The organism is Bacillus sp. EB106-02-03-XG38 (genome assembly GCF_058792175.1).
Window position 1 is genome coordinate 69,655 of record NZ_JBYTED010000005.1, and the last position, 16,663, is coordinate 86,317.

Consider the following 16,663-nt stretch of genomic DNA (forward strand, 5'->3'; position numbering starts at 1 on the left):
TATAAGATAGATATCTATGGGATTTAAATTTTTTCTTTTACAGGATAATAAGGCGGCAGATTAACACGTACAATTTGTTATACATGTTAATACTAAATTCTATAAAGAAAGACACCCTAAGGTGCCGTCCTTCGTCTTGAACCAATGTAATTTTAATAACATAATCTCAAAGCCACAAATATATCTTTAATCTTTAATATAACATTTTATCGTTTTTCCAGTTAATTGCATGTAAATGGAGAAAAATAGGCTATTTTTTATAAATTCCTTTTCTCCATATCCACTCAATAGGACCATAGCGGAAATATTTACTCCAAATTGAGTTGAATATAATTTGGGCAAGGATAATTAAAATCCCGAAGGTACATAGTTGCCAGTAATATATGTGTGAGACATCTTTAAAGTACAACGAAAGAATGACAAGCGTAAGGATACTTTGGCTAATGTAATTCGTTAAAGCATACTTACCTACGTTCATAAAGGGGTACAGCCACTCTATATATTTTTTATTCTCACAAATTCTAAGTAGGGTACAAATATAGAATATAGCTAGCATTTTCCCTCCAAATAGAATCCATAGTTGTATATCGTAAGAGTAATAGACATCCGTTTTTATAAAGTAGTAGATAATGGGACAAGAGAGAAGACATGAAATGCATAACGAGCTCCACTGTAAAAATATAATGTGCTTTAATAATTCCGGTACCCTTTTAAAAATATCTTTCTTACCAGCCCATAAACCGATTAAAAATAAGCCTATATATTCCGGAATCCCAATTAGTAGTTGTTGGGGTTCCTCTATCATCAGAAAAAGCAAACGTGCTTTTACTTGATATAAATAATGTGTAAATAGATTTACCGTGTGGTTGGTAGTAATGCCTGTAAACATATATTGATAGTAAGTTGGCACTTCAGGAATAGAAGAACCTGCTCGTGAAAATACAATAATATGTAATACGTAACTAACCGTTAGGAAACTACAACCAGCTATAAAAATAAGCTTAGTAGATCGATTATAAAAGAACAATAGAATAAATCCAGCTATAGCATACGCATGTAGAATATCTCCATACCATAGAAAGGTGAAGTGGAGTAAACCGAAGATTAGTAAAATACACAGTCTCCGAGTAAATAGCCTATACATGGGATATCCTTTGGCTTTTGTACTCTTCATAAAGATATAAAATCCTACTCCAAATAAGAATGCGAAAATAGTGTAGAACTTTGCTTGTATAAACAAATCTACTAAAAAACGAATTACTTTATCTGTACCGGAGTACCCTACTTGATTAAAGGGATCAAGTCCCGTCATAGTAGGTAGATTAGCAAATAAGATACATAGTATGGCAATACCTCTTATTATGTCTAAAGAATGAATACGAGTGCTTTGTTGCATGTTAATTCTCCTTTCGTACAAAGAAAAACGAGCACTATACTAGATAGCGCTCGAATTACGTCTTGCAAAGAATCCATCATATGTAGCAGCTGACACGGCTCCTTCTAGACGTTCAACTTCTTCACCCCTGTTATAAGCTACAACAACTGGAGTACCTGGAATGTCGAACTCTTGAAAGGCACTTTGATTTTCTGGTGTAGATATATCAATACGATAGATGGTTCTATCATGCTTTTTTGACATACTATTTATATCTGGTGCAGCTTTTTTACAAAAATGACAGGTAGGTTGATAGTAATACGCAATGAACTCTTCATGTGATTGTATTTTTTGTTTTAATTCTTCTTTTGAAATATCTTTTATATTCTCAGGTGCTCCTTTTACATCTGCAGCAGATACAATTGTTTTTTCTGGTGTTATGGTTTCTGTATTGACTGATTCATTCTTAGTTAAAGTAAAGATCGCAATACAAGCAACAAATAAAGTAGTAACAATTGCTCCAATTTTGTAGACTTTTTTCATAGTAAATTCCTCCTTAAAGTAAAAAAAGGACAAACCTCGCCCGAGTTAACTGGGCGTAAGGTTTGTCCTTCACGCTACGTACAATAGAGTATAAACAATGGAAACAAATTTTCTATCTATATAATAACATAGTATTTATATAGAATGCTATAAGAATTTTAAAGAAAAATAATAACTAGTTTTATATAATTTCACGTACCATATTGTATATAAAAAATTATCAAAACTACACTTAAGGGATTCTCTGTGTTGTATCCAATTGTTAGGTGCACTATTTTTCTCCATTAAACATAAAATTATTTAACAAACAACGTCTCAAAAAGTGTGTGTACTTATGAAGTGTGGCTGAATTATATTTTGATACCTTTTGAAGTAGTTTATGCTGCAAAGAATATACTATTATTACTAATGCGTAGAACTTGAGACGTGATGAACGTGTAGCCTTAGGAAATGGAAAGTGGAGCTCTTCTTTACAAGAGGAATTAAAGAATATAGTTTCTGATTTTGAAAAGCGGGATTTTCTAAAGAAACTATTAGAGGAATATTTACTTTCAGCACTGGGGACTTTCCAAAAATCTAATGATGAAAGTCTTATTAAACGTGTAAGGCACAATTTAGGGCTTTTATATGCAAGTCAAAACATGTCAGAGTTAGCAATTAAGCATTTAGAGGAGTCATTAGAAAACAACGCTAAAACGATGTTTCTTTTAGCAAGAGAACATTTTAAGTTAGGTCACAATCATATTGCTAATGAATATATTGAGAATGGCTATAAGATTAGTGATTTATGTTATCGTCATCATTTTCAAATTTTAAAAGCAGTACATAACTATGCACCACAAGAAGAATTAGAAAAGGTGGTCATGGAAGGTATTTCGTATTTTGAAGAAGAAGAATTATATGATTGGGTAAAAGAATATGCTTATCTTTTAGGTAATATATTCTATGGTTCAGAAGATCACGAAAAAGCCAGCAAGTATTTACACATCGCTTTAGATGCAGACAAAAAGAGTATAGAAAGAAGGGCGCTAAAATGAAAAAAGCAATCTTATTAATGATGATGTTATCCGCTGTTTTTACTTTTGGTCTTACTAATGTAAAAGACGTATCACAAAATGAAATTATTCAAGTGTTTATGGATCATGGAGAGCATATTTAATTATCTAAAAAAAGGGGGAGCTGCGAGCACCCTCTTTTTTAATTCCCAGTAAAACCTAATTAAATGTGAAGTTCAACTAAAATTTAGTTTAATTCTACAGAAGTAACAAAAGACATTCATGAAAGTAGATACTTTTTGAACTAGGGACAAGAAACCTTAAACTGCTTAGTTTATAATAAAATATCCATGAAAGTATTCTAAATAAATAGATTTATACAAAAGACAAGAAGCTTCTTAATTGTAAGAAGCCTCTTGTTTTTAGTTTTATACAAAGCAAATTTATATCAATTTTAAATAACTAACACAACCATAGGTATTAAAGAAATAGCATTTATATACTTATTAGTATGGGGATTTTCCCATTGGATTCCTTTTGCTTATCTTGCTAACTTTTCAATGATTGGAGCTTTAGCAGATAATTCACCAGTTGCCATATTACTCATAAAAGATGCCCCATAAATAGTGATGGTATCCCCAACTTGAATATCCTCAAGCACTTCAGGAGAAACAGTGGCAGAAACAGTCAGGCCTTCACTAGAAATTTGGACTGTTTCCTTCGATTTATTGATTACACTTCCAGTGTGCATTTTATATTGTTTTTTTAGAGCATTTTGTTCATTTTCTTTTTGAACAATAGCATATTTAGCTGTAGCTGGATCACCTGGTATTGAGCCTATAAACATAGGAGCATAAATGGTAACGGTATCCCCAACCTTAGTATCTTTAAGTACCTCAGGGGAAGAAACGATAGCGTATACACTTGAGTTTTTACCAGAAACCACCAATCCACTTTCCGTTTTTTCAATTACTTTACCAGAAAGTTTTTGGTGTTGATTCAGAGCATTTTGTTCTTTTTTATCGAATTCTGATATAGATTTCGATAAATCTAGACTTGTATTAGGAGTCACTGTCTTACTTGCTAACTTTTCAATGATTGGAGCTTTAGCAGATAATTCACCAGTTGCCATATTACTCATAAAAGATGCCCCATAAATGGTAACGGTATCTCCAATCTTTATATCTTGTAAGACTTCAGAAGAAACGATAGCACTAACAGTCGAGCCTTCACTAGAAATTTCAATAGTGTCCTTTGATTTATTAATTACATTTCCAGTGTGCATTTTATATTGTTTTTTTAGAACGTTTTCTTCATTTTCTTTTTGAACAATAGCATATTTAGCTGTATCTGGTTCACCAAATACAAGACCATCTATAAAAATAGGTGCATAAATCGTAACAGTGTCTCCAATTTGAATATTTTTAAGGATTTCAGGGGAAGCAACCATAGCATCTAAAATTGAATTTCCATTGGAAATGATTAAAGAGTTTTCTGTTTTAGTAGTTACTTTACCAGAAAGCTTTTTATGTTGGTTTAGAAGAGCTTGTTCTTTTTCGTGATGTACTGATAAAGTTGTATTAGTGTTAGGAGACTTACTCTCAACAGACGTTGTGTTATCTACACTTGTATTAAGAGTGACTGTCTTACTTGCCAACTTTTCGATGATTGGAGCTTTAGCAGATAATTCACCAGTTGCCATATTACTCATAAAAGATGCCCCATAAATCGTAACAGTATCTCCAATCTTTATATCTTGTAAGACTTCAGAAGAAACGGTAGCGCTAACCGTCAAACCTTCACTAGAAATTTCAATAGTGTCCTTTGTTTTATTGATTACACTTCCAGTGTGCATTTTATATTGCTTTTTTAGAACGTTTTCTTCATTTTCTTTTTGAACAATAGCATATTTAGCTATAGCTGGATCACCTGGTATTGAGCCTATAAACATAGGAGCATAAATGGTAACGGTATCCCCAATCTTAATATCTTTAAGTACCTCAGGGGAAGAAACGATAGCGTATACACTTGAGTTTTCACCAGAAACCACCAATCCGTCTTCCGTTTTTTCAATTACTTTACCAGAAAGTTTTTGGTGCTGATTTAGAAGAGTATTAGTACTTGTATAGTCTTTTTCTTTTAATTCACTATTCATTTCTCTTGACAGCATATCAGTTTTAGCAGTAAGTTGAGCAGCTTCAGCTCGTGTTATGAATCTATTTGGTTGCCAGCCGTTATCAGTACCACTAGAAATTTTTAAATCAATTAAAATATTGGCATACTTTTCTCCCCAATGCCCTTTTAAATCCTCAAATTTACTTTGGCCATTATCATTTGCTGTACTTTGTAATTTATAAGCATTTACTAGCATTGTCGCCATAGCAGCACGTGTAACCTTTCCAGTTGGATTGAAGATTCCATTTCCTTCTCCTTTAATAATGCCAGCTTTTTCAGCAGCAGCTATATAGGGAGTAGCCCAATGGTTTTGTGAATCTGTAAAGGACGGTTTCGCATCGAATTCAATTTGTATACCCAAAACCTTTGTCATAATAGTAGCCGCAGAAGCTCTATCTAATGAATCATTTGACCCAAAGATCCCATCTGGGTAGCCACGTAATACTTGTTTATCCACTAAATAATTAACGGATTGCTCTGCCCACTTTGGAACATCAGGAAACTTTTGAGTATCCGCATAAATACTAGAAGAATAGGATAATATAGCCCCTGCAAGGAGACCTGTTGTAATTAATTTGCGCTTCATAAAAATATACACCTCTACCAATCTATTGTATTACCAAATTGAAATTTTTTATTTTATATTTATATATTTGTGATGATGCTGACTTTAAAAAGACATTTATTCAATTAGGTGTAACGATTATAGTTACTTATATGTATAAGTGTCAATGAATAATATTTACAAAAATGTGTAAAATTTACATCTAAAATAAGTATAAATTATTTTTATTAAGTATAATTTAATGTTTTATTGACGTATTAATGTACGTTTAATTATAATAAGTTACAGTTAACTTTTAATTGTATTTACCAGTGTAATAAGAATACAAGAATTCACTTGAATTTAATAACCAAAAGTCTCAATATGCGCTATTAAGTATGATGACCTGATTATATGAGGGGATTCCTGTATAAGATTTTGGAATTGACAATAATAAAATAGTGGATGGACTTGCACTTGGAAGAGTATCTGGGTTTATAGGGAAAACAATAGAACCATTTTTAGTAGGGCATATACAGTTAGTGATAATCATTTATATCAGCTATTAAAAGAATTAGTGGGTAAAGAGGATATCCAGCTAGAACCATCAGCATTAGCAGGAATGAATAGACCCATTAGATTGCATAAAAGGGGAGAGGCTATTTACAAAATAATGATTTAAAACATAAATTGAATCAAGGTACACAAATTGTATAGGGAACAGGAGGAAGTATGATTTCAAAAGAAGTAATGGAAGAATACTATCAAACAGGTTCTCCGTTAATTTAAAAAAATTTCTAATAAGTAAATGACAACATATGAGTAAACACCAATGCTTAATTATAAAAATTTTTAGGAAGTGAAAACATTATGAAATCAGCTTTAAGTAACATTATGATCTCCTTGATTCTTGCAGTAGGAGGGGTCATTTCGCTTTTTTTTAATTTAGGGGGAGGTCAAGATTGGATCTGGGATTGGGTAGGGCTATTACTGGCATATCTATCTTTGGGCATTTTAATAGGCTTATATAATAAAACTAAATTTGAAGCTTATTATAAAAATAACCATGTTCCAATAAACTTCTGGCATGATAATCGTATGTAAAAATATATGTATTAGTTAAAAGAAAATCAGAATGGAAAAGCAATTCATATAGGGTTTAAATATTTGTAAGAGCGTGTTTAGATAAAAATATACTCTTACAAATATTAGTAGATATAAAAATGCATTATTATATCTACTAATCATTAAAGTTAGTTTTCGTTTTAAAAACCATTAGAATTAGCAGAACATTAAACGTATTGGTTATTATAGCAAGTGTCTAAACTTCTTTTAATTTTTTTCATTCTAATGTTAATGGACATAGGAAAGGATTCTACAAACATTAAATACGATTGACAATGGGAGATTACAAGTGTAATATTCAGTTGTAGATTACAAATGTAATACAGAGAGGTGTAATTTTAAACAATGAAAGAATTACCTAAAATTTCGGAAGCTGAGTTAGAAGTTATGAAAGTACTTTGGTCAAAATCTCCACAAACGGCAAATGAGGTGATTGAAGCGTTAGAGGTGAAAATGAATTGGAAACCAAAAACGATTCGAACGCTGATTAATCGATTAGTCCAAAAAGAAGCAGTTGCTTATCATCAAGATAAAGGGCGTTTGTACTCTTATTATCCTTTGGTTTCGCAAGATAGTTATTTACAAGTAGAAACAAAATCTTTACTTAAACGTTTCTATGGTGCAGCATTTAAACCTTTACTTGTAAATTTTTTAAAAGAAGAAAAACTGTCTTCAGAAGATATTAACGAACTTAAACGTATTCTAGATGAGAAAACTGAGGAAAATCAGAGGAAGGATAGATTATAGTTGTGGAAAAATTTATTAATATATATCTACCTGCTTTTTTTGATTGGGTGATTGAGACCTCGATTATGGCTAGTATATTAGTGGGACTAATCTTGTGTATCAAGGTCTTGTTTAGAAATAAGTTAACTCCACGCTGGCAATATATGCTATGGATCATATTAATTATAAGACTTGTATTACCTTGGTCGCCAGATAGTTCCTATAGTATCTATTCTGTTCTTACTTACAAGAGTGATAATGCATTCATTTCTAGCCGAAATCCTGTAGCTAATTTTCTTACAAAAGAGCGTAAGCAAGAATTAAAAGATATAGACGATACAAAGGTTCTCACAAAAGAAGGTATTTATACCTCAAGTTCAACAAAAACTGTTCAGGCAAATAAGACACAAACAGGCATGAATGAAAAGCAGGATGATGAGCCGATTCCATTCTATACAATCTGTATATACATTTGGCTTACTGGCGTTACCCTTCTAAGTGTTGCTACTTTTGTAATGAACAGGCGTTTATTACTTTACATAAAAAAACAACCTGTTATTACAGATGAGAAGATTGTCCAGATTTTTGAAAAGTGTAAGCAATCTATGTCTATTCAACGGAATATCCCTCTATTTGTATCTGGAAAGGTTTCCAGTCCGACGGTGTTCGGATTTATTCGCCCCAAGTTGTTGTTATCCAGTGTACATATGAAGATTTTAGATGAACAACAATTACGATATATTTTTTATCATGAATTAGCTCATATCAAGCGAAGAGATGTTGGTGTGAATTGGCTTATGCATGGGTTACTCATTTTAAATTGGTTTAATCCCATTCTATGGTATGCCTACTCATGTATGCGGGAAGATCAAGAACTAGCATGCGATGCATTAGCTCTTACATGTATAGATGCAGAGGAACAAATTGCGTATGGACATACTATTATTAGTCTATTGGAACACTACTCAAGTTATTATCAAGTCCCAAGTATAGCGAATTTTAGTAAAAATAAGAGAGCGTTAAAAAGGAGAATTCTAATGATTAAAAAATTCCAAAAAAAATCATATCGTTGGTCTGCGATAGGGGCTGTGGCAATTATTGCCGTTTCATCTGTATCCTTATTAAACGCCCGTGCTGATAAGCCGACTAACCCTGAGAAACAACAAATAGAAGTGAAAAATAATATGAAAGAATTAAAAACACAAACCGATATTCCTATACAGCAAATTGTAGAAAAAATGATTGGTACAAAAGAACAGGCAGATGCAGAATTTTTTGTTTCAGAGGGAGAGTATAATACTTTACTTAAAGAAGTTGGTTTGGCACGAAATCTGTTTACAAAAGAAGAATTTGAACGATTTATTGCTTTAGAAACAGAAGCATATACTTTGGGTAAAAAAGTAAAGTTAGTAGGAAGTCCTGAAAAGTTAGATTCAGAAGAACAAAAAAAATATCAGAAAAACAGTGAAGAAATTGGACCATTTAGACAGAAAATCACTTCGGAATTTAGATTAACTAAAAAGGAAGCACAGAAATATGTTGATTTTCCAATTAAGACCCCAAGTTATGTGGTAAAAGGGTTTAAATTAACTGGAGAAGGTGTTACAACACCGAAGACTACTGGAAAAATGAATCCCGATTTTATTTATGAATATCAAAATCAAAGTAAAGATAATGTATATATTGTGCACCAATCTGCAGTTACTGCTGAGGGAATAGAATTCTCGAATAAAAAAGCAGATTATAATGAAAAGGTAACAAATTATGAATTAGAAGGTACAAAAATAACCTTAGTTGAAAGTCTTGATACAGAGGAAACCTATAAAGTAATGCAAATGATTGTTCCTGCAAAAGGAAAGAATAGCGCTTATCAAGTTATAATTCTTGCAGGTGATTTAAGTAAAGAAGAAACAGAGAAAATTATGCTGTCCTTTCTAAAATAAAAATAGAGTCTCAGAATTCCATTTAAATGGACTAAACTAAGAAGAGGGTATTATGTTCAATATTCGAACATATATCCTCTTTTCTTATACATATTAGATTAGTAATACAGATATTGAAAATCATGCTAATGATACACGTAGTTATATATATCTGAAACAACTCCTTTATAAAAAAGTAGATACTTCTATTCCTAAAACAATGATAGGAATAGAAGTATCTACTTTTTGAACCTAGGACAAGAAACTCTAAACTACTTTGCCAGTATACAATAAAAACAGAGATACAAAAACATCCTGCATGGTTCAAACATGCAGGATGTTTTTGTATCTCGTAGTATCAATTAGGTCACGTTAGTCAGTGGAGAATGTATAAAGATGCTTTACAACGATTTCAACCTTTCAACCACCCTTTTCTATAAACCTCTTGCGATCACTACAAACAAATTAAGAGTAAAAACTGATTCCCCCTTAGTTTACAGTAAATCAGCTTTTTCTATGTGAAAAATATCTTAGCGTACGCTAAGATATTTTTGGAAGTAAATACCCTCTGTGTTTCTTTTTGATTAATATATTTACTGAACTTTCCTGCACAGATGCTCCTTCAATCCTATTATAAAAGCGATTTTGAAAGTAAGTAATTTGTAAGTAATGGGTAAGAAAAAAGAAATTCTCATTGCGTATGATAGAAATATAAAGAGGAATGAAAGGGGAAAAAGGTATGACCTATTTATGAAAAATAAAATAGTAACGAGGGTGTTTTAAGGAAAAGAAGTAATTTCTATGATTAACATACATGTGGAAAAAGAGGAGTATATCGTGTGTTATGACTCAATAGCATTTGTGAAAATAATATTAACTAAGATGATTGCAAATTCACCTTATTTTTATCTGAATTTTCCAATTTGATTATTTCAACTTTATGAAGATAGTAGCTAGAAAATTTGTGTGATAGTATTTTAAATAGAAAAAAAAGACAATTCTGAAAAGAGGGTGTAATTTGGATGGTTTAACTATTATAAATGTTAGGGTTAGATAGCTATTAATGGATTATTTTCATTGAGTAGAGTTTTAGCTTGTAGAATATGAAAATCAAAGAAAGTAGTTCAGATAAATTAATGAAATATTATCGTTTTTTACTGTGGTTGTAATGACGATATAACTAGAAATCATTTAATTTGTCCACGTTTATAGGTAAAAAAGATTATTTAGGGTCAGAAGTGAACGTATAAAAACTAAAAATAAATATATTTGAATGCATAAATTATACCAAAGATATTGAATTTTATAGTTATTGAAGTTTGAATACTATTAAATTTCGGATGGATATATGTAGAGTTATAAATTATGTGCAAAAAAGAGGTATTGTGTACACCAAAACATCCGTTTTAGTAAATTTAAGGAGCACATTTTATGAAAACTACCGATTCAAAAGGCCTATTAGGAAATAGGATTTATTTACAAGTTTTCTCTGCCTATTCTTTGCTTATGCTTGGTGTTTTTATTGATATGTTAGCGATTATGACTATAGTTGGGTTTGAATGGGAAGTAGATCCTACTATGATTGGATTGATCCCTGTTGCATATGCACTTCCTGGAATTATTTTTGGCTCATGGGCAGGTGTTATTGCAGATCGTTTTAGAAAAATTCCAATTATGATGTTCTGTAATTTGATGGTTGGTTTAATAACAATTGCTCTTTTATTTGTACAAAATATCCACTGGCTCTTAGTGGCATTAATGATTCGTTCCATTTTTATTGTTTTCTATTATCCTGCACAACAAACACTAACAAGACAGATTGTATCCCCAGATTTGCTTACTAAAGCAGTAAGTATCAACGGAATAGTAGAGCAGGGTACCAAGATAGTAGGCCCACTTATAGGGGGCATGTTGCTGAGCTGGTTTCAGCCAGAGTTCTGCCTAATTATAAGAGCTATAAGTTGTTTATTAGCTACGTTAGTTCTGATACCAACAATAAAGTTCAAAGAAACTATATCGAAAGAACTTGTTGAAAAGCAAAAGCAAAGCACTTGGGTCGCTTGGGTACAAGGGTGGGGCTATGTGTTATCTAATCGGATAATATTATCAACTATGATTTTCGTTACAATAGCCATGGCAGTATTACAATTAGTAGACTCACAATTCCCGACTTTATTTAAGAGCTTATTCCCACATGATAAAAGTAAAATGGGATATATCATTTCTATTATTGGTCTTGGCGGAATACTTGGTGCATTACTAACTCAGAAATTAAAACAATTTCAATATGGTTGGGTAGTATGTGGAGGCATGGTTTTAATGGGAATTGGTTTTGGGGGGATTGGTTTGATAACGCCCGGTACGGTTTTCATTTTGGCCTATCTGATTAGTTTTATCGCTGGTATTGGAAGTGGGCTGATGCTTGTATCTAATCAAGTCATTTTACAAATAGAATCTGATCAGGATCAAGTAGGAAGAGTATTTGGTATTCAAAGCAGTTTAACAAATGCAGTTCTAATTATTTCTCCTGCTATGAGTGGCCCATTAGTGCATTTGTTTGGAGTAACTCAACTCTATGTTTATGGCGGGATTGGGCTTGTTGTCATTGGAGTAATTGGAGTTTCACTGCAGAAATATTTATGGGTGAAACATAAACACGAACCTATAAGAGCAAATAATTTTTGAAGGGAAGATTTTTTATGACCAATGAGGAAAGTTATCCATTAAGTCACCCGCAGCGAAGAATTTGGTATACAGAAGTTGTTCATTCTGATAAAGGGATATGTAATTTAAGATTTTTATTTAAACTTCATCGAAAAATGAATTATTCAAAATTAAACCAAGTTGTGAATCGTGTTATCAGTGAAAATGACGGTTTGTGCATTAGATTAAAAGAAAATGGGCATCAGGAACCTAAACAATATTTTATTAAACATGAAGAACAAGAACTTGAGTTTTTCGATTTCAGTAATGTTGAGAATTCAGATTTGCTTGACGAATGGATAGAGCAGAAAACAAAAGAAACGTTTACATTATTTGATTCAAATTTATACTATTTCGCTTTAATAAAATTAAACGATGATGAATGTGCAGTCTTTGGAAATGTTCATCATATTATCATGGATGGTTTATCAATTCAAATATTTACTGAGCAGATTGCAAAATATTATTATGAAATGCATAACGAGACTGAGGAAGGCGAAATTAAAAATTCATATGTTCAATTTCTGGCCAATGAACAAACATACTTGAATAGTAATCGCTTTCAAAAAGATCGAAAATTCTGGTTAGAGGAATTTAAAACACTTCCATCTGTAACGGGATTGAAACCCTATAATACGTATCAAGTTAGTACCAAAGCATCACGCGAAACGTTTATATTATCGGAGCATTTGAAGAGAAAAATAGAATTTTTTTCCGAAAACTACAAATTTAGTTTATATGCTCTTTTTGTCGCTGCTTTCTCGTTGTCCATGTATCGGTGGACCTCATCGCTTGATATTGCATTAGGAATGGCTTACGGCAACCGCATGACTAAAATGGAACGAAAATTGATTGGAATGATGGTGAGTACAGTTCCTTTAAGAATGGATATTGATCCAGAAGAAGAAGTGCTTTCATTTATTGGTAGGGTGTCCAGAAAACAAAGTAAATCATTAAGACATCAGAAATATCCATTTGATTTATTATTAAAGCAGATTAATAAAGAGAATAACAGCAATGTGAGACTTTTCGGAACTACGATTGATTATAGGGATCGTGATGAAAGTGGAGACTCACTATGGATCGCAAACCGTGAAGAGGTACAAGATTTTGCAGTGCATATTGAAAATCTAATTGATATAGACTCTTTACATGTACATATTGATTATCGTGAGGAGCTATTTTCTAAGGAAGAGATAAAACGCTTTTTTAACGTTATGTTATCGATAATGGAAAACACTTTTGAAAACCCAAAGCAGAAGGTAGCTGAAATCGAAATTATTTCTGATGAAGATAAAAGAAAAAGTTTAGTTGAGTTCAACAATCCTAAGTTGGATTTCCCACCTCGGGAAACTCTTCATGAATTGTTCGAACGACAAGCAATGATTTATCCAAACGCTATTGCAGTTACGTATGAAAAAGAAAAAGTTACTTATAAGGAGCTTAATGAACGTGCAAATCAGTTAGCTCATTATCTGCAGAAAAAGGGAATAGGACCTGATACTTTAGTTGGACTGTGTGTTGAACGTTCTCTCGAAATGATTGTAGGTATTTTAGGGATTTTGAAGGCTGGTGGGGCTTATGTTCCACTTGATCCAACATATCCAGAGCAGCGACTTCAATATATTTTAGAGGATGCTAGCATTCAGTTATTCGTAACGCAAGAAAGTTTAAAAGAATTGAAATGGTTACCAGAAAATGTTGAATCGATTTGCCTGGTTCGTGATCAAGAAGAGATTGGGAAAGAAAGTAAGACCTTGCCGGTTTCTGATGTGAATTCCCAAAATCTAGCTTACGTAATCTATACTTCGGGATCAACAGGGAATCCAAAGGGCGTTATGATAGAGCATCACAATGTCATTCGGTTATTTAAATCGACGGATTGTTGGTATCAGTTTAATGAAAAAGATACTTGGACGCTTTTTCATTCTTATGCATTTGATTTCTCAGTATGGGAAATTTGGGGAGCATTATTATATGGTGGAAAATTAGTTGTTGTTCCGTACTGGATTAGTCGATCGCCAAAAGATTTTTATCAATTATTGGTGGAGGAAGAAGTCACAGTTCTAAATCAGACACCTTCCGCATTTCGACAATTAATACGAGTGTGTGAACATGAAGATAAGAATAAAAACTTGCAGCTGCGTTATGTGATATTTGGCGGAGAAGCGTTAGAACCCATTAGCTTGTTACCGTGGTTTCAAAGATATGGGGATAAAGAACCACAGCTAATTAACATGTATGGAATTACAGAAACTACAGTTCATGTTACGTATTATCCAATTACTCTAGATGATGTGCATCATGCTTCGAGAAGTAATATCGGAAAACGGATTCCAGATTTAGAAGTGTATATATTAGATGCTTATCAACAACCTGTTCCTATAGGTGTAGATGGTGAGCTTTATATTGGCGGGGCAGGGCTTGCGCGTGGGTATTTAAATAGACCTGAATTAACAGCAGAGCGCTTTATATCTCATCCATTTAGTAGTGATCCGAAAGCAAGATTATACCGGACAGGAGACTTAGCGAGGTATTTGCCAGATGGTAATCTGGATTATCGTGGAAGAATTGATCATCAGGTTAAAATACGTGGTTTCCGAATTGAGATTGGGGAGATTGAGTCTACTTTAAATGCATATGCATCTATAAAAGAGGCAGTTGTAATTGTAAGAGAAGATCAACCGGGTGATAAACGATTAGTAGCTTATGTTGTAGGAGATGGAAATGTAGGTGCGTGGAGAGAGTATCTTAAAGCGAAACTACCGAGCTATATGGTACCTTCAGGATACTTGAAGATGGAAGCCATTCCACTTACAGCTAACGGCAAAGTTGATCGTGAGGCCTTACCTATGCCAGAGGAAAAGCAGATTAATAGTGAATGTGTTGGCCCTCGGAATAGTAATGAACAGATACTGGCTACAATTTGGAAGCAAGTATTAGGTATTAAAAAGGTGGGAATCTATGATAATTTCTTTGAAATTGGTGGCGACTCGATTCTCAGTATTCAAATCATATCTCAAGCAAGTCAAGTAGGGTTAAAACTTACTCCAAAGCAAATGTTTGAATGCCCAACTATTGCCGAGCTGGCACAAGTGGCTATAGAAACGCAGGGAGTACAAGCGGAGCAGGGGATTGTGACAGGAGATGTGCCTCTTACTCCAATTCAGTACTGGTTCTTCGAGCAAGAACATCCACATCCAGAGCATTGGAATCAATCAATGCTTTTAAGAGTAAAAGAGAGATTGGATGTGAAGTTACTAGAGGGAGCAATATTAAATTTAATCAAACATCATGATGCTTTACGTTTTCGGTACGAGCAGTTACCAAACGGAACATGGAGGCAGAGAAATGAAGGGACTAATGAGCTGTCAGTACTCCATGTTGTAAAACGGAACAAAGTTAATGAAAAAGAGTGGAATAAGATAATACAAGAAGAGATGAACATTAATCAAGATAGTTTCAATTTAGTTACTGGTCCGTTAATGAGAGTAGTTTACTTTGAGGATAACTTGACTGGAAATGATCGAATATTCTGGGTGATTCATCATTTAGTAGTAGATGGAGTATCGTGGAGAATTCTATTGGAAGATTTACAGGTGGTATATAACCAGATGAAACAAGGTCAAGGAATTCGCTTACCTGCGAAAAGTACATCTTTTAAAGAATGGTCTGAACGACTCCAGACATACAGTGATTCGGGTATTTCAAAAGAAGTACAGGATTATTGGAATGAACAAGTAGAAAAAGAAACGATGACAATTCCAATGGACTATCCAATACAAGAAACAACAGAAGAATCGATTGATCAAGTGACGAGGACTTTAGGAATAGAAGAAACACATGCATTGTTACACGAAGTTCCAGTGACTCATAAGACAAGGATTGATGAGGTACTATTAACGGCATTAGGACAAGCTATCGTCGATTTTACAAATCAGCAAACGGTTTCTATTCATCTAGAAGGACACGGAAGAGAAGAGATGATTGAAGGTATTGATTTATCACGGACAGTGGGCTGGTTTACGAGTATTTATCCCGTTCATCTCAATTTTCAAGGAACTCAAAAACCTATAGAAGGGTTGAAGGCTGTCAAAGAACAATTGCGTCGAATTCCGAATCGCGGAGTTGACTATGGTATTTTACGTTACTTGAATAAAGGGTTAATTCCGGTTTATCAGCAAAATCCTTCAATAAGCTTTAATTATTTGGGCCAATTTGATCAGGTGTTTTCAATAGAATCTTTGTTTATGCAAGAGACAGGGTTTACATTTTTAAATCATGCTCCAGATTCCAAGCCATCTCATCTAATTGATGTTATCGGAATGGTGAAAGATGAAAAGTTACATTTTATTTGGATGTATAGTAGAGAACAGTTTTCTAAATTAAAAATTCAAGTAATAGCAGATGGTATGTTGAGGCATCTTCGTCAACTTATAAATAAACCAACAACAGAGTCTGCTTTTACGGTATCAGATTTTGCTGATGCAGAGGATCTTACGGAAGAAAGCTTGAGCAAAGTATTACTTAAATTAACAAAGAAGAGGGTGTAAAA

At 33.1% G+C, this 16,663-nt stretch carries 8 protein-coding genes and 3 pseudogenes; 8 read left to right on the forward strand and 3 right to left on the reverse strand.

What is annotated here, in order from left to right; all coding sequences use genetic code 11:
• Window positions 1–250: 250 nt before the first annotated feature.
• Both AC3WTI_RS21190 and AC3WTI_RS21195 read right to left on the reverse strand, forming a co-directional pair.
• Entirely contained in the window at window positions 251–1,396 is a 1,146-nt protein-coding gene (locus AC3WTI_RS21190) for a DUF418 domain-containing protein (RefSeq protein WP_097841323.1), read from the reverse strand.
• A 39-nt stretch (window positions 1,397–1,435) separates the two neighbouring features.
• Window positions 1,436–1,918, reverse strand: a complete 483-nt coding sequence (locus AC3WTI_RS21195) for a thioredoxin family protein (RefSeq protein WP_097841324.1) — start codon at window positions 1,916–1,918, stop codon at window positions 1,436–1,438.
• A gap of 536 nt (window positions 1,919–2,454) precedes the next feature.
• Between AC3WTI_RS21195 and AC3WTI_RS21200 the strand changes: the two are divergent.
• Window positions 2,455–2,955: pseudogene (locus tag AC3WTI_RS21200) on the forward strand (hypothetical protein); the annotation flags it as partial.
• A complete protein-coding gene (locus tag AC3WTI_RS21205; RefSeq protein ID WP_097841325.1) occupies window positions 2,952–3,077 on the forward strand; it encodes an aspartate phosphatase in 126 nt (41 codons plus the stop codon). The pseudogene AC3WTI_RS21200 and the gene AC3WTI_RS21205, both read left to right, overlap by 4 nt.
• Before the next feature lie 377 nt (window positions 3,078–3,454).
• Here AC3WTI_RS21205 and AC3WTI_RS21210 read toward each other — a convergent pair whose 3' ends face one another.
• Entirely contained in the window at window positions 3,455–5,674 is a 2,220-nt protein-coding gene (locus tag AC3WTI_RS21210) for an S-layer homology domain-containing protein (RefSeq protein WP_492304396.1), read from the reverse strand.
• 392 nt (window positions 5,675–6,066) lie between these two features.
• Here AC3WTI_RS21210 and AC3WTI_RS21215 point away from each other — a divergent pair.
• The 6 genes and pseudogenes from AC3WTI_RS21215 to AC3WTI_RS21240 all read left to right on the forward strand — a co-directional run.
• Window positions 6,067–6,421: pseudogene (locus AC3WTI_RS21215) on the forward strand (pyridoxal-phosphate dependent enzyme); the annotation flags it as partial.
• A gap of 81 nt (window positions 6,422–6,502) precedes the next feature.
• A pseudogene (locus AC3WTI_RS21220) lies at window positions 6,503–6,670 on the forward strand (DUF3902 family protein); the annotation flags it as partial.
• Window positions 6,671–7,102: 432 nt separating this feature from the next.
• A complete protein-coding gene (locus AC3WTI_RS21225) occupies window positions 7,103–7,504 on the forward strand; it encodes a BlaI/MecI/CopY family transcriptional regulator (protein WP_098903321.1) in 402 nt (133 codons plus the stop codon).
• On the forward strand, window positions 7,501–9,426 hold the full coding sequence (locus AC3WTI_RS21230) for a M56 family metallopeptidase (protein ID WP_098903322.1): 1,926 nt from the start codon (window positions 7,501–7,503) through the stop codon (window positions 9,424–9,426). Before AC3WTI_RS21225 ends, AC3WTI_RS21230 begins: the two co-directional genes overlap by 4 nt.
• 1,410 nt (window positions 9,427–10,836) lie before the next feature.
• A complete protein-coding gene (locus AC3WTI_RS21235) occupies window positions 10,837–12,090 on the forward strand; it encodes an MFS transporter (protein ID WP_097841330.1) in 1,254 nt (417 codons plus the stop codon).
• A 14-nt stretch (window positions 12,091–12,104) separates the two neighbouring features.
• Complete coding sequence (locus tag AC3WTI_RS21240) at window positions 12,105–16,661, forward strand: non-ribosomal peptide synthetase (RefSeq protein WP_098903323.1); 4,557 nt, start codon at window positions 12,105–12,107, stop codon at window positions 16,659–16,661.
• The last annotated feature ends 2 nt before the right edge of the window (window positions 16,662–16,663 follow it).